Origin of the sequence: Janthinobacterium sp. 64, assembly GCF_002813325.1 — a bacterium.
GTDB lineage: Bacteria > Pseudomonadota > Gammaproteobacteria > Burkholderiales > Burkholderiaceae_D > Janthinobacterium.
In genome coordinates, this window is record NZ_PHUG01000001.1 from 5,596,562 (window position 1) to 5,619,378 (window position 22,817).

Below are 22,817 nucleotides of genomic sequence, written 5' to 3' on the forward strand. Positions count from 1 at the left end.
CTGCGGGAGGCAATCGTACGACTTGTTACTGGCATGCCACTGTATATTAGCAACAATGATGAGCTTGATAACTAGTATTACTTTACTGTTGTATTCCTGCCGCGTTCGCTTACCTTGTCTTGCTTCCTCCAGGCAATTTTTGCGCGCCGCAGCCAGCTCCGCCACATTTCATCAAGGAGTCACCCGTGCCTGACCTGTCCCGTGTTGTTTCTTCCCCGCTGTCTGGCAAGCTGGGGCGGCTATGTCTTTCGCTGTCGCTGTCGCTGGGCCTGGCTCTGCCGGCCTGGGCCGATAGCGGCGTGGCCCTGTTTTCGCCGAGTGGCACGGTCAAGGCCGTGCGCCAGGTGCGGGCCCAGTTCGCCACGCCGATGGTGCCGTTCGGCGACATGGGCTTGCCCGCACCGTTTGCCATCGATTGTGGCAAGGCCGAGCCTGGCGTCGTGGCGGGCGCGGGGCGCTGGGCCGACGAGCGCAACTGGAATTATGATTTCGAGCGCGACTTGCCGGCCGGCGTGGCCTGCAGCTTCACCTTGAAGCCGGGCCTGAAGGACCAGGCCGGCAAGCCCTTGCAGGGGACGGCCTCCTACCGCTTTTCCACGGGCGGCCCGACCATCGTCGAGGCCGTACCGTATGACGGCCAGCCCTACATCGATGAAAACCAGATCTTCGTGCTGGGCCTGGACGCTGCGCCGAACGAGGCCAGCGTGGCCGCGAACGCATATTGCCGCGCCGATGGCATCAATGAAAAGATTCCAGTACGCCTGTTCAAAGGCAAGGAACTGGAGCAGGTCTTGACCCTGCGCAAGAGCTTTCTCGACCGCTACCTGACCGTCTACTTCAAGAAGCGCGGCGTCGTGTGGAAAGTCGGCATGCCCGTCGCCAGCAAGGGCGCGCCGCCGCTGCCCGTCACCGTGCTGCAATGCAAGCGCAGCTTCCCCGCCAACGCCAAGGTCTCGCTCGTATGGGGCGAGGGCATCGCCAGCGCCAGCGGCATCGCCACGGACAAGGCGCAAACACTGCAGTACAAGACGCGTCCCGATTTCACGGCCAAATTCAGCTGCGAGCGCAGCAACCCGAAGGAACAATGCATCCCCTTCCTGCCCATGCGCGTGCAGTTTTCCGCGCCCGTGAGCGCGGCGCAGGTGCGCGCCATGACCCTGAAGGGCGGCGGCAAGACGTATGCGCCGACGATTTCAAAAGAGGAAGAAAAGGCCGAATTCCTGCATGGCGCCACCTTCAATGGCCCCTTCCCCGTGCAAGCCAGTTTTGTGCTGAACCTGCCGCCGAAGCTGACGGATGACGCGGGCCGCATCCTGCTCAACCGCGCGCGCTTTCCCATGACGGTGCGCACGGGCGAACAGCCGCCGCTGCTCAAATTCCCGGCCCCGTTCGGCATCATCGAAGCGAAGGGCGACGGCTTGCTGCCCGTCACCGTGCGCAATATCGAGCCTGTGCTGTCGGGCAAGGAAATCGCCCAGCCATCGGCTGCCGCCACGGGCGCCACCTTGCGCGTGCCCGACAATGACGACAAGTTCATCATCGAGTGGATGCAGCGCCTGGCCGGCGATGGCGCCGGGGGCGAGTACTGGCAACCGTATGCGCAATATGCGGGCAACATGAGCAAGTCCGTGCTGGCGGGCGCGGCCGGTACGCGTCCCATCAGCCTGCCGCGTCCGGACGGCAAGAAAACCTTCGAAGTGATCGGCATCCCGTTGCAAAAACCGGGCTTTTATGTGGTCGAGCTGGCCAGCCCCATCCTCGGCAAGGTGCTGCTGGGCAAGCCGACCACGGCGTACATCCGCACGGCCGCGCTGGTGACGAATCTGGCGGCCCACTTCAAGCATGGCGCGCAATCGTCGCTCGTGTGGGTGACGTCGCTCGACAAGGGCGCGCCAGTTGCGAAAGCGCAAGTGGCCGTGCGCGACTGCGCCGGCAAGCTGCTGTGGCAAGGCCCCACGGGCGCGGACGGCGTGGCGCACATCCCCGGCGAGCTGGCCAACTCCAGCTGCAAGAACAATGGCCGCTACTTTATCAGTGCGCGTAGCGGCGGCGACATGACGTTCACCCTGTCGGACTGGGTGGGCGGCATCGAAGCCTGGCGTTTCAATTTGCCGACCGACGATACGCGCGCCGACAACACCTTGCTGGCGACGGTATTCGACCGCACCCTGCTGCGCGCCGGCGAAACGGTGCACATGAAGCATTTCATTCGCAAGCACACGGGCGAAGGCATGAGCCTGGTCGACAAGAACAACGGTCCCGGCAGCGCCACCTCCGTCGTCATCACGCACCAGGGCAGCGACCAGAACTATCAATTGCCGCTGCGCTGGTCCGCCAGCGGCACGGCGGAAAGCGACTGGGTCATTCCCGCCGACGCCAAGCAGGGCGAATACAGCGTCACCATGGCGGGACGCCCGTCCGGCAGTTTCCGCGTCGAAGCGTTTCGCGTACCGACCATGAAAGCCGTGCTGCAGGGGCCAAAGGCGCCCGCCGTGCAGGCAAAGCAGCTGGCCCTCGATGCGCAAATCACCTATCTGGCCGGCGGCGCCGCCACGAATGCGCCCGTCAAGCTGCGCACGGTGCTGCAAGACAAGAGCGTGACGTTTGCCGATTATCCCGACTATAGTTTCAGCAATGGCGACGTGAAGGAAGGTCTGGTGAAGCAGGGCACCGGTTACGACGACGACGAGGGCGAATGGCAGGACGAAGGCCATGGCGCGGCTGGTGCCGGTGCAGCTGCCGCGCGCACGCAAAGCTTGACCCTCGACAAGGCGGGCGGCGCGCGCATCGTCATCGACCAGCTGCCGCAGTTGTCCACGCCGCGCGACCTGGTGGCGGAAATGGCCTTCCAGGATGCGAATGGCGAGACAGCCTCGGTTGCCACGCGGGTGCCGCTGTGGCCGTCAAACTATGTGATCGGCATCAAGCCTGATGCCTGGGCCTTGAGCAAGGAGGCCTTCAAGTTCACGGTCGCCGTGCTCGGCACGAATGGCAAGCCCGTGGCGAATGCCCCGGTCGCCGTCGATTTCTTCCAGCGCAACAGCTATTCGCACCGCCGGCGCCTGATCGGCGGCTTCTATGCGTATGAAAACAGCAGCGAAGTGGTCAAGCTCGGTCCCGCTTGCAATGGCAAGACGGACAATAAAGGCCTGTTGATCTGCGACGTGAAAGCGCCCGCCAGCGGCAATCTGGTCTTGCGCGCCCGCACGCAGGATGCATCCGGCAACGCGGCCGTCGCCAACCGCGAAACCTGGGTGGCCGGCAGCGGCGACTGGTGGTTCAACGCCAGCGACAATGACCGCATCGACGTGCTGCCTGAAAAGAAACGCTATGAACCTGGCCAGGAAGCAAGCTTGCAGGTGCGCATGCCGTTCCGCTCGGGCACGGCCTTGATCACGGTCGAGCGCGAAGGCATCCTCGACACCTATGTGCGCCAGCTCAATGGCCGGGAACCGGTGGTCAATATCCCGGTCAAACCGAATTACGCGCCGAATGTGTATGTGTCCGTGTTTGTCGTGCGCGGACGCGTCGATGGCGTGCAGCCGACGGCGCTGGTCGACCTGGGCAAGCCAGCCTACAAGATGGGCATTGCACCGCTGAACGTGGGGTGGCAGGCGCATGAGCTGAACGTCATGGTGGTGTCCGACAAGGAAGTGTATAAAACGCGTGACAAGGCGGAAGTGTCCGTACGCGTGCGCCGCGCCGACGGCAAGCCGTTGCCGGCCGGTGCCGAAGTGGCGCTGGCGGCCGTCGACACGGGGCTGCTGGAACTGATGCCCAACGAGAGCTGGAAGCTGCTCGACACCATGATGGCGCAGCGCAGCCTGCAGGTGGAAACGGCGACGGCGCAGATGCAGGTCATCGGCAAGCGCCACTTCGGCCGCAAGGCTTTCCCGGCCGGCGGTGGCGGCGGCAAGGGTGCCAGCCGCGAACTGTTCGACACCCTGCTGTTCTGGAAGGGCACGGTCAAGCTCGACGCCAAGGGCGAGGCAACCGTACAAGTGCCGCTGAACGATTCGCTGACGGCGTTCCGCATCGTTGCGATCGCCAGCGCCGGCAAGGAATTGTTCGGCACGGGCAGCACGGATATCCGCAGCTCGCAAGACTTGATTTTGATGTCGGGCTTGCCGACCCTCGTGCGCGAAGGCGACCAGTTGCGCGCAGGCTTCACGGTACGTAACACCTCGGCCGCCGCCTTGAGCGTGGACCTGAACGCCACGGCGGCCGGCAAGGCGCTGCCGCGCCAGAGCTTGAGTCTGGCGGCGGGCGAAGCGCGCGAGGTGGGGTGGGATTACCAGGTGCCGCTCGGCGCGCAAACGGTCGTGTGGGAGATAGTCGCGAAAGCGGGAAGCCACAGCGATAAACTGAAAATCACGCAAAAAGTGGGCCAGGCGACGCCCGTGCGCACGTATCAGGCCACCTTGCAGCAGATCGACAAGCCCGTCAATATGTCCGTGCAAATGCCGGCCGGCGCCTTGCCGGGCCGGGGCGGCATCCAGACGAGCTTTGTCGCCAAGCTCGGTGGCGAGCTGCCCGGCGTGCGCGAGTACATGGCCGCCTACCCGTACACCTGCTTCGAGCAAAACACGTCGAAAGCCATCGCCCTGCAAGACCAAGAGGCGTGGAACAAGCTGGCTGCCAGCCTGCCCGCCTACCTGGACAGTGATGGCCTGCTGAAATACTTCCCCATCATGGAGCAGGGCAGCGACAGCTTGACGGCCTACGTGCTGTCGGCAACAAAAGAAGCGGGCTATGCGATTCCTGAACAGACGAAGAACCGCATGGAAGCAGCCTTGACGGCCTTCGTGCAGGGCCGCATCGTGCGCCGTTCCGCGCTGGATACGACCGACTTGGCCGTGCGCAAGCTCGCTGCGCTGGAAGCGCTGTCGCGTTCCAACAAGGTGCCGCCCGATGCGCTGGAAAGCATCAGCATCAACCCGAACCTGTGGCCGACTTCCGCCGTCATCGACTGGAGCTTGCTCCTGCAACGCACGCCAGGCCTGGCGCGCCGCGCTGCGCTGCTGGCTGAAGCGCAGCAGATCCTGCGTTCACGCCTGAATTTCCAGGGCACGACCATGGGCTTTTCCACCGAGCGCAAGGATAACTGGTGGTGGCTGATGGTGTCCGGCGATGTCAACGCCAACCGCCTGCTGCTGGCCGTGATGGACGACCCGGCGTGGAAAGACGACATCGGCCGCCTCGTGCGCGGCAGCATGGGCCGGCAGAAAAAGGGCCGCTGGGATACGACTGTCGCCAACGCCTGGGGCACCCTGGCGATTGCCAAATTCTCGGCCACATTCGAATCGACACCCGTGACGGGCGCCAGCGCCGTCAAGCTGGGTAGCGATACGCAAGCGCTCGTGTGGAATGGCGCGGCGAAAGTGGGCCCCGTGCTGCAGGCGTGGCCGAAGGGCACGGATACCCTGGGCCTGGCGCACAGCGGCACGGGCAAGCCTTGGGCCACCGTGCAAAGTCTGGCGGCCATCCCGCTCAAGGCGCCCGTCTCCAGCGGCTACACGATCAGGAAAACCGTGACGCCCGTGGAACAGAAGACGGCGGGTGCCTGGTCGCGCGGCGATGTCTACCGCGTGCGCCTGGATTTGTCGGCGCAGGCAGACATGAGCTGGGTAGTAGTCGACGATCCGATCCCCGCCAGCGCCACGGTGCTGGGCAATGGCCTGGGCCGCGATTCGCAACTGCTGACGGCGGGCGAGAAATCCACGGGCTGGGTCTGGCCCACGTTTGAGGAGCGGGCGTTTGACGCTTTCCGCGCCTACTACGCTTTCGTGCCGAAGGGCAACTGGAGCGTGGAATACACGGTGCGCCTGAACAATGCAGGTGACTTCAGCTTGCCGGCCACGCGCATCGAAGCGATGTATTCGCCCGAGATGTTTGGCGAGTCGCCGAACGCGAACGTGAAGGTGGGGCAGTGAGGAGTGTCATCGTTGTCCTGGGCTGCCTGCTGGCCAGTCCCGTCTTTGCAGAAGCGATATTGACGCCGGCCCAGGTGCAAGCCGCCTACCGCAGTTCGGAAGCACAGTTGCTGGACCGCAGCGGTGCACCGCTGCAATCGTTGCGCGTGGACATGAAGGTGCGGCGCTTGCCATGGGTGCCGCTGGCCGATATTTCACCGGCCGTGCAGCAGGCCGTGCTGCTGGCGGAAGACCAGCGCTTCATGCGCCATGGCGGCGTGGATGTGTCCGCGCTGGCCACGGCCGCCTGGGACAATCTGTTTTCGAAAAAGCCCCGGGGCGCTTCGACCATCACCATGCAGCTGGCGGGCCAGCTCGATGCGGACTTGCAGGCATCTTCGGGCGGACGCAGCCTGCGCCAGAAATGGGACCAGATGCGCGCCGCGCAAGCCATCGAAGATAGCTGGAGCAAGGCGCAGATTTTTGAAGCGTATCTGAACCTGGTGTCGTTCCGCGGCGAGCTGCAGGGCATCGCCTCCGCCTCGTACAGCCTGTTCGGCAAGGCGCCGTCCGGCCTGAACCAGACCGATGCCATCATTTTGGCCAGCCTCGTGCGCGCACCGAACGCGCCGCCAGCCACCGTCACGCGCCGTGCCTGTGCGCTGGCCAAAGAGTGGCGCATGGACAGCAGTTGCCAGCTGATCGGCCAGCGCGTGCAAACGGCACTGCAGCGCAATGCGGTCTACGCGGACCTGGCGCCGGCGCCGCAAGTGGCGCAGCAATTGCTGAAACAGCCCGGTGCGCAGGTGGCCAGCACGCTCGATGGCCCCTTGCAGCGCTTTGCACAGGAAAACCTGCGCCAGCAACTGGCCTCCTTGCGCGAGCGCAATGTCAACGATGGCGCCATCATCGTGTTGGATAACCGCAGCGGAGAAATCCTTGCCTATGTGGGCAATGCGGGCGGCAGCCACGTCGATGGCGTGGCTGCGCTGCGCCAGGCGGGATCCACATTAAAACCGTTTTTATATGAACTGGCCATCGAGCGCCGCTTGATGACGGCCGCGTCCGTCATGGACGACTCGCCGCTCGACGTCGCCACGGTGTCGGGCATGTATGCGCCGCAAAATTACGACCGCAACTTCAAGGGTTACGTCAGCGCCCGCACCAGCCTGGCCAGTTCGCTCAACATTCCCGCCGTGCGCACGGTGCTGCTGACGGGGCAGGACGGCTTTTACAACCGTCTCAAGGAAGTGGGCCTGTCCAGCCTGACGGAACCTGCCGAATACTACGGCCCTTCGCTGGCCCTGGGCTCATCCGAAGTGACCCTGCTGGAACTGGCCAACGCCTACCGCGCGCTGGCCAATGGCGGACTGTACAGCACCGCCAGCCTGCAGCCGGGGCAGGCGGGCAAGGACCGGCGCCGCGTGATGGACGCGGGCGCCGCCTTCATCGTCGGCGACATCCTGGCCGACCGCGCCGCGCGCAGCATGACGTTTGGCTTGCGCAATGAACTGGGGACGAATTTCTGGAGCGCCGTCAAGACGGGCACGAGCAAGGACATGCGCGACAACTGGTGCATGGGTTACTCGGCGCGCTACACGGTGGGCGTGTGGGTGGGCAACTTCGACGGCAAGCCCATGTGGGACGTGTCGGGCGTGACGGGCGCCGCGCCCGTGTGGCGCGACGTCATGGATTACCTGCACAAGAACGTGCCCAGCCACGCGCCGAAAGCCCCGCCCGGCGTGCTGCAGCAGATGGTGGCCTACCAGCCCGGGCTGGAGGCGCCGCGCCGCGAATGGTTTATCGCCGGCACGGAAAGCCCCGTCATCGCCGTCTTGGGCGACACCGTGAAGCCGCCCGCCATCGTGTATCCGGCCGAAGACAGCATCCTCGCCATCGACCCCGACATTCCGCCAGCCTTGCAGCGCGTCTTCTTCCAGGCCCAGGGCAGCCATGCCTTGCGCTGGGTACTCGACGGCAAGGATATGGGCGCGGCGCTTGACAGCATCAGCTGGCGTCCCGTGCCAGGCAAGCATGCGCTGGCCCTCGTCGATGCTGCCGGCAAGACGGTGGCGCAGGTGGCGTTTCAGGTGCGGGGCAATGCCTTGGCGCCGCTTGCCGCGCACTGAGATCAGTTCGATGGATAATTCGCCGGGTCGATGGCCGGCGTGACGTAATGCCGCAAGACGTCGCCGCCGTGCGGGTGTTTTTGCGTGCGGCGTTTTTCGTCCGACGGCGGGCTGACCAGTACGATGGTCGCTTCGTCCGGATTGCGTAAATTCACCACGGCGCTGACGCCGCCATCGCGGTAGCTGCCCATCACGGCGATGGCCATTTGCACGAACAGGGTGGCCGCACCCGTGTTGCCCAGGCGCTGGTCCGTGTCTATCCATTGCGCCGTGTTGCCGCTGTCGAGTTCCGTGCCGCCATCTTCCGCATGGCTCAGCAGGGTCTTGTGCAGTGCCACCAGCTGCGCCTGATTGCCACCGGTGGCGGCGACCAGGCGCGCCGGCGCAGCGGGGCGCTCCGCTTCCGGCAGACTGCGCAAGGCTTGCTGCCAGCCCGCCTGCAAGGCTTGTTCGCGCTGATCGCGCCGCGTCAGGGGCTTGCCATCTTTGTCGACCATTCTGACGAATGTGGGCCGGTGGAGGAAACCGAAGGTCGGCAGGCGGTCCAGTTGGGCCAGTTGTTCCTTGTTGAAGGGCAAGGGAAACCAGGGCGTGGGTTGCCAGTCTTTGGGCGGTTGGTAGGTCTTGTGCTGGAGCCTGTCGACCATGCTGAAGCTGCCCGTGCCGCGGATATCGGAGCGCTGCGCGAATTGCGCGGCGGCGGGGAGCCATTCGGCAACTAAAGGCGGGCGCCGGGTAATGGCTGATGGATCGCTTTCCAGGCGCGCTTGCGGCACGGTGCCCATCAACTCGTAGTACGCCAGATACAGCCGCCGCGCTACACCGAAAGTATTCAAATCATCGACGCTGTCTTCTGGCGGCGCATCGTCATACGCAAACTTCCGCACGGCATCGATGCGCTCGCGCCGGGCCAGCACGAACAGGGCGGAGGCGTCGGGCATTTCGGGGATGTAGCGGCCGTCCTTGACCAGCGATGGCGAATCAATGGGCCGGTACAGATCGCGCGTGGGCGTGCTGTCTTCGGAATTGAGCACGATGTAGGGTACGTCGGGATTGGCGTCAAAAAAGGCGAACACGTCTTCCAGGATGCGATCCGGATGCTCGCTGAAGCGGCGCGGACCGGCAATGAACAGATGCCAGTGCAGACCGGAGGGGGCGGCGCCACCTGTTAAACCGATGAGTGGAGCATCTGGTTTGTCCACCATGCGAGAATTGAAGACAGGCGGTTCTGCGTTAAACACGGGTACACCAAAATACATGGGGATGTACTTTGCGCCATTTTCCAGTGCATCGCCACCACGACTACCCGACATGCCTGATCTTTCCATGGCATCCCATGGATATTTTTCCTTGTCCTGTTCGCGGATGCTGGCATAGACATTTCCCTTCTGCAGCGCTTCCCACAATTTTCCTTGTCGGTATTTGTCCAGGGTGACGCCAAGGCCGATGACTTCCAGCACATATTCCCGCTTTTCCTGCTCGGTGGGCGTAGCAAGTTGCACTTGCGGCTTTGCGATGGGCACAGGCTTGGACGAATGCAGCCAGCGTGCACCGAGCAATGCGGCCGCCACGATGGGCAGGATCAGCAAGAACCATCGCAGGTGCTTCCATATTTTGCTGCTCATCGTTGCCTCCAGCAAGAAAGGTGAGTGATTGCTCAGTGCAGACCAAAGCAGTAGCAGTGCCAGTGCACCAAGGCCAGCAGCGAACGGATACGTCAAGCGAGGAAGCAAGTTGTTCATTTTGGGATATCATCGCTGGCTTTGTGGACGACTGGCGTGATGACCGATTCGGTGCGTTTGCCCATTACGGTTTCACACACGACGGTGGAGGGCATGCCAGCTTCCAGGGCAGGTAACCAGGCCGGTAGCACTCCCGAACTGTAGTAATGGGCATTTCCTTCGATAATTTGTCTGTATTGCGTGGATTCAGCCGCCCAATAGACACCAAATTGCGTCAAGAATTCTTCCCATCCGAGGATGGATAATCGCTTCGGGGCATAGATATTTCGTTGCAACCGCCAATCCGCCACCGCACACAAATACCGGTAAAACTTCGGATCGCTGCTCGCCTTGCCGCTACCGATGGCCACGTCATACGCCGTCACGTTGCGGTGGTTTTCCGCATTGCCGATAATGGCGCCGTGGAAGGATTTTGGGCTGACCTCGTTCTGCCAGCGTTTGCGCGCCTGGTTTGGGGTTTCCAGTGGATCGATGTACAGCAGGTCGCCGCCGCGCGGGTAGCGGGCCACGCGTTCCAGCTTGCGCCAGTCTCCCGGTTCTTTGCCCAGATTCAGAGCTTGCTCCACCTGTTTGAGTGCGGACGGACTGAAGGGGCCATAGTTGTATTCCGATTTCCGGTCGTGCAGGGGGCGAGGATCGTCCACGACTTCCCTCGGGAGTTTTCGCACGCCTTTTTTACTGGTAATGGCGATGGCCGCATCGATCGGGTCGACTTCTTCGCATGGTCCTTGCTTCTCGCGCGGCAGCTTGGCCTGGTCGGAATCCTTGGGAAACTGCCCAGGGCGGATCTCGCCGCCGTCCAGCACGGCGGCCCTGGGCACGCGCAGCGCTTCGCCATTGATCGTGCGCAATCCTTCGCGCCGACCAGCCTCCGTGGAAAAGACGTTCCATTTGCTGGGTTTGACGGGCGGCCACGGCGCCTCGTCATGGTTGCCGCGATGGCCACGGTTGGCGGCGGCCACGTGGGCGTGGTCGTCCTCGCCGTCCAGGCGCAGGGCGAAGTCGTGCGGCGGCAGGCCCACCAGCACCGGCCCTTTGTTCTTGCCAGCCGCATCGAGCCGCTGCTTGTTGGTGAAGACGCGCTGGTAGAATCCCGCCCCCAGTTCCGCCAGCGGCTTGCGCATTTGATACTCCTTTTCCCAATTAGTGGGACCTGCGCTCCAGATACCCCCCTCCTTCTTGCCCTTGCTTGTCGACAGACCATGGCCGTTCTGATGATCGGGTACGCCCTGCCAGCCGATGCCCTGCATATTGTCCAGCGCCACCGTCATGTCTTCGGGGCAGAAGTACAGGTAGACCTTGCCCCGGTTGTCGCGGTCCGCTTCCGCGCGCCATGCCGCGCCTGCCATGCCATGGCAAACGGCATGATCCTTGATCTGCGCAAAGGCGGGTGTGGCGTGCTTCTTGCTCACCACGCCTTGCACGATCTGCACCAGCGTTTGCAGGCGCGCATGAAAGGTCTGGCGGTCCGTGATGGCCATGTACTGCTTGCGCATGGCCGCATCCTGGCCGCCGCCGAAGATGCGGCTCGTTTCCGCCGCGCCGAAGAACATGGTCGTGTCTTCCACCAGGCTGTAGGGCGGATGCGTGAGAATCAGGGTGTCGGCGGGCCGCTTGCCCTCGTCGAGCAGGAAGGCTTGCGCCAGCAGCGAGATCAAGCAGCCCTGGCTGTGCGCGACGATGGAAACCACGTCGTCGCTGTCGTAATCGCGGATCATGGCGATGAGCGTTGCCAGGCGCTTGGCGGCCAGCACCATGTACATGCGGCCCGGCGCCGTCATCAGGGGGCGCACGGGGTCGCCGCCCAGGTCGTACGGAGAGAATAATCCCGTGTTCCACATGTCGGGCAAGGTGTTGGTGGCATTGCCGAACGGGCCGCCGTTCTTCGACATATCCTTGTCCAGGCGGTTGCCGTAGCGGTCAGTGTTCTGGCCGTTGACCACTTTGCTGGCGTTGCTGTGTTCGCGAAAGCCCCAGTAAAACGGGATGACGGGGCTGTACGTCGTGTCATCAGGCTTGCGCTTGAAATAGACGGCGTCCGGATCGGCGATCACTTCACGCTTGTCGGCCTCCTGCGGCAGGCGGTACGCGGCTGGGGTGAACACGTGGCCACCGTCATACATGCGCGCGTCGAGTCCCTGGCATAAACCCTTTTCCACGGCGGCAAAACTGGTGCCCACGTCATTGACGCCATGGATGACGATGATGTTGCCCGGCAGCTCAGGGCGGATGCGCACGATGGCGTCCTGCATGCGGTCGCAGTGCAGCAAGGCGGTACTCTTGCCGCTGGTGTAGGGAAGTTTGGGATACGCCATCGCCGCTCCATGCTGACCAGACAGGACAGTGTAGAGGGGCGCGATGGCGGATTAGTTGTGCTTGCGCAAGCTTTGCAGGAAAGAAGGCAGTGCTGCCGTAGGTGCAGGCGCTAGCGGCTGGCCGGTTTGCCCTCGGTTAGCTTGCTGTCCGCCAGCCCCGGTGCGGCCCACAACAGGCCCATCCAGATGCAGAACGACAGGCCGCGGTGCAGCGCTGTGAAGCACAGGCCGAAAATCAGGCCGCGCGCGAACGGGTTCATGTTTGGCACGTTGGCACTGTCGAGCAGAAACAGGGTAGCGATGGCGGCGACCATCATGACGGGCAGCATGAACCACCATTTGCGTTCGATCGGCGACATGGTTTCCTGATAAGAAGTGTGTCACCGATTCTAGCGCAATATTTTCAAAGTATCTATGGCGCGCTGAGGATGTTCGTCAGCGCAATGCGGTAGGCCGGCTGCACCTCGCCATCCCTGTCCAGCTTGTCCGTCATGATCACGCCATAGCCTTGCGCGTACCACACGTATTCGCCGCTTTTGCCTTTGCTCTTGCCACCGACGTCGCGCAGTTCGAACTTGCAGGCGTCGGGGAAGCGGCGCCCGCCCAGTTCCAGGCGTTCCCAGCCGAGGAAGGTGATGGAAAAGTTGCGTTCGTCCGTGCGCGTCGAGGTGGTGATCTTGTCGGACAGGCCCGCCAGCGGGTAGTGGGTGCTCGTTTGCGTGTCCGTGAACTGCACGCGCACTTCCTGGCCGGCGCGCATGTTGGCGGGGATGGCAGACTGCGCCGCGTAGACGTTCTTGCTGCGCACGCTGCCGTCTTCGTTGTAATGGACTGCGCCCGTCAGGAAGACCTGGCCGTCGCGGATGTCCTGGTAGGACGTGGCCAGCAGCACGCCGCCGTTGAGGATCAGCTGCGTGCCCTTGAGTTTCTTGCCCTCGAACAGTTCCTCGACGTTGACTTGGGCGTCGCCATTGTTCTTGCCGAACTTGATGCCCGTCGTCAGCTCCATGCACTCGCCCACCGTGGGTGCCGCCTGTACACCGGCGGCGGCCAGTACGCCTGCCGCAAGCATCATTTGCCATGCTGCTTTCATTGCCATCCTTGTTATTGTTAATGATGCGATGATAGCGTGCGGCTACTGTTCATGAGTGCACGATTGCCTTATGCTTGAGACGCGGGCGGCATCAGGACCACCTGCGACTGGCGTCAGCGGCCGCGCGTTTCGCGGCATGGATTGTTGCAGGAGTTAGCCCATGACGTTACGATTATCGATATTGCTGTCCCTGCTGTGCGGCGCGCTCGTGTTGTCAGCCGCGCAGGCGGAAGATGCGCCGTATGCCATGCGCGCCGCTTCGGCGCCTGTGCCAGGCGCGCTGGATCTGGGCTTCATGAATGAGGCGCCCAACCGGAAATTCAAGCAGCGCGTGGACTTGTCCGCCATCACCCGTGCCGACGACCTGGCGGTCGTCAAGGCGGCCATCAATCCGATCGTGCAATTTTTCCAGATGACAGGGCAGGTGCGCCAGCCTGCGCATGCGATACGGATGGTGACGACCCGCAACGGCGAACTGGCCTTGATCAAGCCGCCGCGTATCGATGACTACAATTATCTTCTTGCGCGCCGCTTATGGAACTGGACCGTGCATGATGCACAGACCATCAGCTTGACGGTCGAGTTCGTGGGACTCAGTCCTACTCAGCCCCACTATGTCAACACCTATGTCTTTGTCGAACGCTATGGCAGCTGGCTGTTCGACCGCCATGTGCTGTAGTTCAGCGCGTCGTCGCTGGCGGCGAGGTGGCCGGTCCGCTGGCGACCGGCGTGGCTGTCGGCTTGCCGCGCCGCGTGCGCTTGTCCGTGCGCGCCTTGGCGGGCTTGGCGTCGTGGATGACCTTGCCCTTGTTGTCGAGCTTGTCGGACTGGTCCGATTTCTGGCCCGGATCGTTGGGATTGTTGGTGTGGTTGCCCGTCTGGTTGACATTTGTCGTCGACTGGGCTTGCACCCAGGCGCCGCCGACGGTCATCAGGATGGCTGCCAGCAAGAGAGCGGGAGTTTTCATGGTGCGTGTCCTGTATCAAAGTTGGGAATTGCTGTCGAGACTGGATTGTCACATGCGTGTCGCCGTTTCCAAGTAGGAATATGCCGCATGCGCGTGTGAGCATATTGCCAGTGTTCAGGCATGCTTGCCCGCACGCAAGCGCAGGCGCCGCGCGCTCAGACCGTCGCGCACGCACCATGCCAGCGAGATGGCGCCCATGGCGGCCAGGCACTGGCCAGCTGCGCCGGGCGGCAGGGCTTGCATGGCGGTGGACAGGGCCAGCCAGCCGGGCAGCGCTTGCAGCAGCAAGTCGGCGATCACGCCCAGGTTGATGAACAGCAGGACGTGCAGGATGCGTTCGGGCACGGGCAAGCGGCGCGTGTCGCCTTCGACCACGGTGTCGCGCAGCGAGACGAGTATTTCCGCCAGCAGCAAAGCTACAGGCCAGCAAGCCAGCCAGCCATGCCAGCTGAGCAGGCCCAGCGAGGGAAACAGCAGGCCGAAGATGGCTTCGCGGGCGCTGTGCAGGCGCTGCTCGGCGGCCGCACCTGGGCGCGATGGCAGGCGCACGAGCAGTTCGTGGTTGAGGATGACGTCGGCCCCGCCCAGCAGGCCATGCAGCAGCAGTGCGGCCTGCAGCGCCGTCATGGCTATCCCGTGCCGTGTTGCCGGCGATTAGCGGCCGGGCTGGCGCGGCGGCACCACGCCCGTGTTGCCGTTCATGTTTTGCGTGCCGCTGCGCGCGGCGTTGCCTGCGGACTGGCCGGCGCTGCCCGGGGCGCCGCCGCCCGAGTTGCTGCCGCTGCTTGATTGTCCCGTATCGTGGCTGCGCGATTTGCCTGATTTCTTGTGTTGCTTCTTGCCATGCTTGCGCGTCGTCGTGTCGTCTTGCGATGTATTTTGCTGGGCGGACGTACCGGTGTTGCCGGTGCCCGTCGATTGCGCCTGTGCCAGGGCGCTTGCACTACCGAACAGCAGGATGGCCAGCATCAATGCGGATGGTTTCATGGAGAACTCCATCTCGTGGCAGGAAGTGGAGTCCCGATTCTGGCACGTTGGGGCAGGCCGGCAAGTAGGAGCGCGCCGCCTGCTGCTGTGGGTGCAGCGCTGGCCGCAGCGCAGGCGTCAGCGGAACTGCTCGGTTGAAATGTCGAATCGCTTGAGCTTGTCGTACAAGGTTTTCTTCGGGATATTCAAAGCTGCAGCCGCCTCGATGACGTTGCCGTTGTGACGGCGCAAGGCTTCCTCGATGATGGCAATCTCGAAGGTGTCGACTTGCTCGGCCAGCGACGCTTCGCGGCAGCCGGCCGGACTCAGCGTGTCGTCGAGCAGGCCCAGCACGAAGCGGTCGGCCACATTGTGCAGCTCGCGCACATTGCCGGCCCAGCGCTGCGCCATCAACGAGGTGATCAGCTCGCCGCTGACGAGGGCGGCCGGCTGGCCATAGCGCAAGGCTGCCTGCAGCACGAAAAACTCGAACAGCAGCGGGATATCCTCGCGCCGGTTGCGCAGGGCGGGCAGGGTGAGGCTGGCCACGTTCAGGCGGTAATACAGGTCGGGCCGGAATTTTCCTTGTTCCGCCAGCACATTCAAATCTTCCTTGGCGGCGGCAATCACGCGGAAATTGACGGAAATCAATTTGTTCGAGCCGAGGCGCTCCACTTGCCGTTCCTGCAGCACGCGCAGCAGTTTGACTTGCAGTGCCAGCGGCATGCTTTCGATTTCATCGAGGAACAGGGTGCCGCCATTCGCGTATTCGATCTTGCCGATGCGCTGGCGCTGCGCACCTGTAAATGCGCCTTCCTCGTGGCCGAACAGTTCCGACTCAAAGATCGATTCGGGCAGCGCGCCGCAATTGATGGCCACGAAAGGGTGGTCGCGCCGCTCGCTGAAGTCGTGCAGGCAGCGCGCGATCAGTTCCTTGCCGGTGCCCGTTTCGCCGAGGATGATGATGTCGGCCGACTTCGGCGCCAGGTTCAGCACCAGCTGGCGCACCTTGGCCATGGCCGCGCTGCGGCCCACGATGCGCGCCTCGATGCCGACCCGCTGCTCGAGCTGGCGGCGCAAGTTCATGTTTTCCAGCACCAGGTGGCGCTTGTCGAGCGCACGGCGGCACACTTCCACCAGCAAGTCGGCGGAAAACGGTTTTTCGATGAAATCATAGGCGCCACGGCGCATGGCGCCCACGGCCATCGACACGTCGCCGTGGCCCGTGACGAGGATCACGGGCAGGCTGGCATCCTGCGCCACGGCGATATCGAGCAGTTTCAAGCCATCCATACCGGGCAGCTTGATATCGCTCAATAAAATGCCCGCAAATTCGGGCACCAGCCAGGGCAGCGCTTCCTCGGCCGTGGCGACGGCCGTCACTTGCAGTCCCGCCAGTTCCAGCGATTGCCGGGCGCCCTTGCGCACGACGGCGTCATCTTCCACCAGCAGCACTTGCATGCCTTCAAAATTATTCTCGTGCATCAGATGTTTCCTTCGTCTCTCTCCCCCGGGTCGCAGCTCAGGGTGATGGTAAATTGTGCGCCGCCCCCTTCCTGCGCGCTGCGGTTGCGCACGGCCAGTGCGCTGCCGGCCGCGCGCAGTATGCCTGCGCTGATCGACAATCCCAAGCCCAGCCCGTGTTCCTTGGTGGTGTAGAAGGGATCGAAGATCTTGTCGAGCGAGGCCAGCGGGATGCCGGGACCATTATCGGTGATATGCAGCACAGCAAGGCTGCCTTCGCGGCGCACCTGTAACCATATCTGCACGGGCTCGCTTTCCGGCACGGCATCCATGGCGTTGGTGATCAGATTGGTAAACACCTGTTCCAGGCCGATGGCGTTGCACAGCACGATGATGTCATCCTCCAGCCAGCTTTCATGCAGGGTCAAACGCTGCGAGTTCTTGCGCGTGCGGATTTGCAGCATGGTTTGCGCAAACGCCTGGCGCACGCTGACGGGTTTGCGCGCATCGTCGCTGCGCCGCGCAAAGCCTTTCAGTTGCGAGGTGACATAGCCGAGACGCTTGACGAGGTCGGAAATGGTCGACAGGTTGTCGAGCGCGTCGTCGATCTGGCCCCGCGCCAGAAACACCTTGGCATTGTCGGAAAACGTTTGCAGGGCGGCCAGCGGCTGGTTCAGCTCGTGCGTGACGCCGGCCGCCATCTGGCCGATGGCCGCCAGCTTGCCGCTTTGCACCAGTTCCGCCTGGGCATAGCGCAAGGTCTGCTCGGCGCGCTCGCGCTCGGCCACTTCCGCCTGCAGGCGGCCATTCGCGTGCACCAGGTCGGCCGTGCGCTGCTCGACCTTGATTTCCAGCTGTTCATAGGCGCGCGCCAGGGTTTGCTGCGCATTGAGTTTGTCGGCGATGCGGCGCCGGCGCTGGCGCGCATACATCAGGGCCAGCAGCAGCAAGGCCCAGCCCAGCGCGGCGGCCATGGCTGCGTTGCGCGCGGCCGCGTTGACCTGGTCGAGTTCGGCCAGCACGGTGATCTGCCATTGCAGCGGGCCAAGAGCGCGGTTGACGGCAAGATAGTCCACCTTCTCGGCGCTGCCGGACAGGGCCGCCGTGTCGCCCGCCTGCGGGCGCTCCAGCGTCATCACGCTGGCGCCGTCGGCGAACTGGCGCAGCACCTTGTGCGGCAAAATGGGCAGGTTTTCCTGCAGGAACTGTCGCTGCGCGCTGATATCGTTCTTCGCGGCCGGCGACAAAGGCGCCAGGGTCTTGAACTTGAAGGCCGGCGTGGTGGCCAGGATGATCACGCCATTCGCATCCTTGACCCAGATCTGTTCGCCCGCACCGGGCGTGCGCCACGATTGCTCGATCCAGTCCAGGTTGACCTTGGCGGCGACGACGCCGATGATGCGCCCGTCGCGCTGCACGGGTTGTGAAATGAAATAGCCGGCCTCGAAGGTCGAGGCGCCGATGCCGTAGAAGCGGCCGATGCCGCCCGCGATGGAATTCTTGAAATAGGGACGGAAGCCGTAGTTGACGCCCACGTAGGAGCTGCGGTCTTGCCAGTTGCTCGATGCCAGGGTCGTGCCCTTGTCGTCGAGCACGTAGACGGCAAAGGCGCCCGCGCGGCGGTTCATGTCGACCAGGTAGGCGTTGATCTGCGTAACTTTATCGGCGCCGGGCTGCTCCAGCAGTTGCGCGACGGCATCGCTCTGCGCCACGGCCAGGGGCAGGAATTCGTATTTATTCAGGGCGCCGCCGATCGACGCCGCATACAGTTCCGCGCGCGAGTCTAGCGTGCGGTGCAATTCATCGAGCTGGCGCTGCTGGACCCAGGCATACGACGCCCAGGTCAGCACGACCAGCGACCCCACGGCCAGCAGGGGGGCGAATGGCCTTGGGGTCTGACCCGCCGGGTCAGACCCCAAATAAGTTTGCGGTCGCTTAATCAAGCTCCCTCAATCGGCGGTACTGGCCATGGTTTCGGCATTGTGATGACGCTGCTGCTCTTCCATCACCATCTCGCCCAGCATGCGTTTCAAGCGGTTGAACTCGGGGTCGCTCGGATCGCGCGGGCGCGGCAGGTCGATGGCCACGTCGCGCTTGATGGTGCCGGGACGGTAGGTCATGACGATGGTGCGGTCGGCCAGGTAGATCGATTCCTCAATCGAGTGCGTCACGAACACGATGGTGGTGCCGAAGACTTTCCAGATTTTCAGCAATTCATCTTGCAGGTTGCGTCGCGTCAAGGCATCGAGCGCGCCGAACGGTTCATCCATCAGCATGATCGGCGAATCGAGGGCCAGCACGCGGGCAATCGCCACGCGCTGGCGCATGCCACCCGACAAGTCTTTCGGGTAGCGGGCACGGAATTCCGTCAAGCCCAGCATGCTCAGCAGCATGTCGACCCGTTCGCGGATTTCGGCTGGCGTCTTGCCGGCGATTTCCAGGCCGAAAGCGATATTGCTCTCGATGGTCATCCACGGGAACAGCGCGTATTCCTGGAACACCATGCCGCGGTCAGGACCGGGCTCGGTGATCAGCTTGCCGCCGGCCAGGATCTGGCCCGAGGTCGGCTGCGAAAAGCCGGCGATGGCGTTGAGCAGGGTCGACTTGCCGCAGCCGGACGGCCCCAGCAGGCAGATGAATTCGCCGCTGGCGATTTCCAGGTTGATGTCTTTCAGGGCGATGACGTCCGCGCCGCCCGTGGTGAAGATTTTATTGACTGCATTGATATTGATCGTGGTCATGGCCGTTCCTCTCAGTGTTCCAGGCCGCGGTGCCACTGCAGCAAATGATTATTCAGGGCATTCATGGCCATATCGATGGCCAGGCCGAACAGGCCGATGGTAAACATGCCGGCGATAATCTTGTCAGACCAGAAGTACTCGCGCGCTTCCAGGATGCGGAAACCCAGACCGCTGTTGACGGCGATCATTTCCGCCACGATCACGACGATGAAGGCCGTGCCCATGCCGATGCGCGCGCCGGCCAGGATATACGGCGTGGCCGCTGGCAGGATCACGCGGCGGAACATCGTCATCTGGCTGGCGCCCAGGTTGCGCGCGGCGCGGATATAGATGCCGTCGACCTGGCGCACGCCGGCGATGGTATTCATCAGCACGGGGAAGAAGGAACCGATGCTGATCAGGAAGAAGGCGGGCGGGTTGCCCAGGCCGAACCACAAAATTGCCAGCGGGATGTAGGCGATCGGCGGAATCGGGCGCAGCACCTGCACCAGCGGGTCGAACAGTTTATAGATGGTCTTGTTGGTGCCCATCAGCAAGCCCAGCGGCAAGGCCAGGCCGGCGCCGATGGCGAAGCCGCCCAGCACGCGCGACAGGCTGGCCCAGGCGTCGTGCGGCAGTTCGCCGGAGAACATCCACACCAGGTAATTGCCCGCTTCGGGCGTGTACGCTTGCATGGGGATCAGGTATTCATACCACTTCACGACCACGGCGACGGGCGAGGGCAGGATTTGCGGGTTGATCCAGCCGAACGTGGACAGTGCTTGCCAGAATAGCAGCACGACCACGGGCACGATGGCACCGTGCGCGAAGCGTTTCATCATTTGAATATTCATCGTGATACTTTCAGATTAGCGTGGAGCGTAGGTTTTCTTGGCTTTTTCCAGCAGGTCCAGCTTGACCCAGTCCTTGGCGGCAGGCGCTTTGGCCATGCGGCCCACGCCGAATTTCACCATGTAGTCGGTGGTCAGCTGCACGTGGCTCTGCGTGATGTCTTCCGTGAAGATGGCGTTGTCGATGGCGTCGCGGTAATCGTCGGACGTGATCTGATTCTTGAACATCGATTCGCGCACGTATTTTTCCGCCAGTTTCGGGTCGGCCAAAAACGCCCGGGTGGCGGCGACGAAGCAATCCATGAAGCGCTGGGCCACGGCCGGCTTTTCCTTGTACATCTTTTCCGTCATCACGAGGGCGCGCACGGGCTCGCCCAGCGGCGTGTCGTAGGGCTTGATGATGGCCGAACCGTACTTCTTGTGGATCGCCTGGGTGGAATATGGCTCGGACTGGCTCATCACGTCGATATCCTTGGTCAAGAGAGCCTGGTTCAGGTCCGGGTAGCCCATATACAGAATCTGCACGTCCTTGCCCGGCTTGTCGGACCAGGTCAGCTTGGCCTTGGTCAGTTCGGCAAACAGCAGGATTTCCTGCGGGCCGCCGCGCGTGACGCCGACTTTCTTGCCTTTCAGGTCGGCAATGCCCTTGATGTTCAGGTCAGGGCGGCCGACGATCTGCACGCCGCCCTTGGCGAAGCCGCCCACCAGGTACACGGGCAAGCCCGTGGCGCGGCCCGTGATGGCCGCTTCCAGCGCGCTGGCGGACACGTCGATTTCGCCGGCGATCATGGCTGGCACGATGTCGAGGCCCTTGGCGAAGATGCGTTCCTCGATTTTCAGGTCGTATTTGGGCGCGATTTCCTTCATGTAGGCGACGGCGCCGTAATGGGCGAATTTCAGGTTGCCCAGGCGAACCAGGTCGGCCGCATGGACGGCCAGCGGGAATTGCGCGGCCAGGGCGACGGCCACGGTCAGAGCCTTGGTGTTGAGGAAGGACGAGATGCGGAAGGTGCTTGCCATGCTGTTGTCTCCAAAAGGTAGATGGTTTTATATAGTGGGTCAGGCTGCCGCTCTGATGGCGGTTATGAAAATATAAAAGCATCTTCCGTGCCAGTGGAGCGCATTTTGGCGTTTATTGCAAGTGATTGTTTATAAAGGTTTAATTTGATTCTATTGAAAATGGGAAATATCGATATTCCGTCTTTCCGCACGGCGAGGGGAAAGCTTGTGCGGATTGCCGCATTCCGGGCGCTGCGCATGCGGGACTGCATGCGGGTGAACCTTCACGGCGTGGCCGACTCCAATCGTAAAAAAACGCGTTGCAAACAGGCTGGCAACGCGTAACTCCCCCGTGGAGTAGGGGCGGCGCCGCGCGGGCGCCTGATCGATCGCCGGCTGGCGGGTTTATTTCGGCGCCGTGGCGGGCGGCAGTGCCGGCGCGGTGGCCGGATCGGTCAGTGGCGCAGGCGGCGTGACGTGGCCGGGACCGGCTTCCGGGACGGCTGGCGTGACGGGGGCGGGCATCACTTGTGGCGCGGATGTGGGGTTGGGCGCCGTTTCGGGCAGTGGCGCTTCTGCCGGTTTTTTACAGGCAGACAGGGTGACGAGCAAGGCGGCGGCCAACAGGGCAGGCAGGTTCATGATTTTTCCTTTGCAAGAGTCGACATAGCGCGATGCGGGGGCGTGCGCCGCGCGTGAAGCTTGAATTTATGGCAAGAAGGCTGATGCTTCTGTTCGCCACTTCACCTTGAACGCAGAAATGTCACTGCAGGTAGATGCTCTGTAGAAATAATTCAGTAAGGAAATATTTTTCACTTTCTTGTTCCTAATGTTCGTTAACGCACAGACCAAGGAAGAGCAGGGTGGCATTCTGTGACCAGACGCCCAGGATTTGTGGTGTTCTGGTATAAAAATTGCCAAGAACTTAACAATCCGGGCTACCGGCAATCGTTTAAAAGGAGTATTCAAATGCATGCAATGACTCAGTCTCACGTGAAGAGCGAATTAAAGGCAGCGCACCAGGAACTTCGTAGCCCCGAAAAAGGCTCGCAAATGGTAGAACGCGCAGCACCCATCCCCCCGGAACGCATGAACCCCATTTCCATGGCACCGATCGAGCGCGTGCGTTCGACGTCGGCCACCCTGCGCCGCATCGAAAACATGCAAAAGCTGATCGGCGAATTGTCGCTGCACGAGATGCTGGCCGATGAAATCGCCTGGTTCCTCAAGTTTTCGCCATCGGGCGCCCGCAAATACATCCGCGACTTGCGCGAAGCGGGCGTGATCGAACTGGCCCGCTACATCGAAGGCACCGCCACCTACCTGGGCAAGGCAGTGTACCAGCTGACCCCCGACCCTGAGCGCGTGCGCGCCTTCCTGGCCGCCATCGTCCAGCCGAAACGCGAAGGCGCGCCACCGCGCAAGGATCGTCCCGGCCTGCGCGAGCAAAGCATGGCAGGCAGCGGCCGCCACTTCCACATCCTGGCCGATGACACGCATTACGCCATCCGCGTCAACCGTGGTCCCGTGACGCGCGATCCGCTCGTCGCTGCATTGTTTGGAGCCCCACAGCAAAAATCTGCCGAGTAACACCTGACCAAACCTACTGCGCGTCGGGATAGGCGGCCTGCGATGCTCACCGTACCTTCGTACGGTTG

17 protein-coding genes are annotated in these 22,817 nt (G+C 62.8%); 4 read left to right on the forward strand and 13 right to left on the reverse strand.

What is annotated here, in order from left to right:
- The first annotated feature begins 185 nt into the window (after positions 1–185).
- Entirely contained in the window at positions 186–5,933 is a 5,748-nt protein-coding gene (locus CLU91_RS24710) for an alpha-2-macroglobulin family protein (RefSeq protein ID WP_232730871.1), read from the forward strand.
- Positions 5,930–8,041, forward strand: coding sequence for a penicillin-binding protein 1C (gene pbpC / locus CLU91_RS24715; protein WP_232730872.1), 2,112 nt, complete (start codon positions 5,930–5,932; stop codon positions 8,039–8,041). Before CLU91_RS24710 ends, pbpC begins: the two co-directional genes overlap by 4 nt.
- Positions 8,042–8,043: 2 nt before the next feature.
- On the opposite strand, the gene CLU91_RS24720 is transcribed toward pbpC, so the two are convergent.
- The 4 genes from CLU91_RS24720 to CLU91_RS24735 form a co-directional block, all read right to left on the reverse strand.
- Positions 8,044–9,666, reverse strand: a complete 1,623-nt coding sequence (locus tag CLU91_RS24720; RefSeq protein WP_198521401.1) for a type VI lipase adapter Tla3 domain-containing protein — start codon at positions 9,664–9,666, stop codon at positions 8,044–8,046.
- A gap of 113 nt (positions 9,667–9,779) precedes the next feature.
- Positions 9,780–12,098 carry a T6SS effector phospholipase Tle3 domain-containing protein gene (locus tag CLU91_RS24725; protein WP_100876225.1) on the reverse strand — a complete coding sequence of 773 codons (2,319 nt, stop codon included), beginning with the start codon at positions 12,096–12,098 and terminating at the stop codon, positions 9,780–9,782.
- A gap of 110 nt (positions 12,099–12,208) precedes the next feature.
- On the reverse strand, positions 12,209–12,457 hold the full coding sequence (locus tag CLU91_RS24730; RefSeq protein ID WP_100876226.1) for a hypothetical protein: 249 nt from the start codon (positions 12,455–12,457) through the stop codon (positions 12,209–12,211).
- Positions 12,458–12,510: 53 nt separating this feature from the next.
- Positions 12,511–13,191 (reverse strand): hypothetical protein, encoded by a 681-nt coding sequence (locus CLU91_RS24735; protein WP_157814800.1) that lies wholly within the window; start codon positions 13,189–13,191, stop codon positions 12,511–12,513.
- A gap of 160 nt (positions 13,192–13,351) precedes the next feature.
- On the opposite strand from CLU91_RS24735, the gene CLU91_RS24740 reads away from it, so the two are divergent.
- The gene (locus tag CLU91_RS24740; protein WP_157814801.1) at positions 13,352–13,870 is read left to right on the forward strand and encodes a hypothetical protein; all 519 of its coding nucleotides are present in this window, start codon (positions 13,352–13,354) and stop codon (positions 13,868–13,870) included.
- Position 13,871: 1 nt separating this feature from the next.
- On the opposite strand, the gene CLU91_RS24745 is transcribed toward CLU91_RS24740, so the two are convergent.
- The 9 genes from CLU91_RS24745 to CLU91_RS24785 all read right to left on the reverse strand — a co-directional run bounded on the left by CLU91_RS24745 (position 13,872) and on the right by CLU91_RS24785 (position 21,801).
- Positions 13,872–14,159, reverse strand: coding sequence for a hypothetical protein (locus CLU91_RS24745; protein ID WP_157814802.1), 288 nt, complete (start codon positions 14,157–14,159; stop codon positions 13,872–13,874).
- 114 nt (positions 14,160–14,273) lie between these two features.
- Entirely contained in the window at positions 14,274–14,786 is a 513-nt protein-coding gene (locus CLU91_RS24750; RefSeq protein ID WP_100876230.1) for a hypothetical protein, read from the reverse strand.
- 27 nt (positions 14,787–14,813) lie between these two features.
- Positions 14,814–15,146: a hypothetical protein gene (locus CLU91_RS24755; RefSeq protein WP_157814803.1), complete on the reverse strand. Its 333-nt coding sequence runs from the start codon at positions 15,144–15,146 to the stop codon at positions 14,814–14,816.
- Between the two features lie 117 nt (positions 15,147–15,263).
- Positions 15,264–16,610 carry a sigma-54-dependent transcriptional regulator gene (locus tag CLU91_RS24760; RefSeq protein WP_100876232.1) on the reverse strand — a complete coding sequence of 449 codons (1,347 nt, stop codon included), beginning with the start codon at positions 16,608–16,610 and terminating at the stop codon, positions 15,264–15,266.
- Positions 16,610–18,508, reverse strand: coding sequence for a sensor histidine kinase (locus CLU91_RS24765; RefSeq protein ID WP_100876233.1), 1,899 nt, complete (start codon positions 18,506–18,508; stop codon positions 16,610–16,612). Before CLU91_RS24765 ends, CLU91_RS24760 begins: the two co-directional genes overlap by 1 nt.
- A 30-nt stretch (positions 18,509–18,538) precedes the next feature.
- The gene (locus CLU91_RS24770) at positions 18,539–19,330 is read right to left on the reverse strand and encodes an ABC transporter ATP-binding protein (protein WP_100876234.1); all 792 of its coding nucleotides are present in this window, start codon (positions 19,328–19,330) and stop codon (positions 18,539–18,541) included.
- An 11-nt stretch (positions 19,331–19,341) separates the two neighbouring features.
- Positions 19,342–20,151 (reverse strand): ABC transporter permease, encoded by an 810-nt coding sequence (locus tag CLU91_RS24775; RefSeq protein WP_373629728.1) that lies wholly within the window; start codon positions 20,149–20,151, stop codon positions 19,342–19,344.
- Between the two features lie 27 nt (positions 20,152–20,178).
- Positions 20,179–21,180 (reverse strand): ABC transporter substrate-binding protein, encoded by a 1,002-nt coding sequence (locus CLU91_RS24780; protein WP_100876235.1) that lies wholly within the window; start codon positions 21,178–21,180, stop codon positions 20,179–20,181.
- A gap of 384 nt (positions 21,181–21,564) precedes the next feature.
- Positions 21,565–21,801 (reverse strand): hypothetical protein, encoded by a 237-nt coding sequence (locus CLU91_RS24785; protein WP_100876236.1) that lies wholly within the window; start codon positions 21,799–21,801, stop codon positions 21,565–21,567.
- A 447-nt stretch (positions 21,802–22,248) separates the two neighbouring features.
- Here CLU91_RS24785 and CLU91_RS24790 point away from each other — a divergent pair, with 447 nt between their 5' ends.
- The gene (locus tag CLU91_RS24790) at positions 22,249–22,749 is read left to right on the forward strand and encodes a winged helix-turn-helix domain-containing protein (RefSeq protein ID WP_223278908.1); all 501 of its coding nucleotides are present in this window, start codon (positions 22,249–22,251) and stop codon (positions 22,747–22,749) included.
- Positions 22,750–22,817 lie beyond the last annotated feature (68 nt).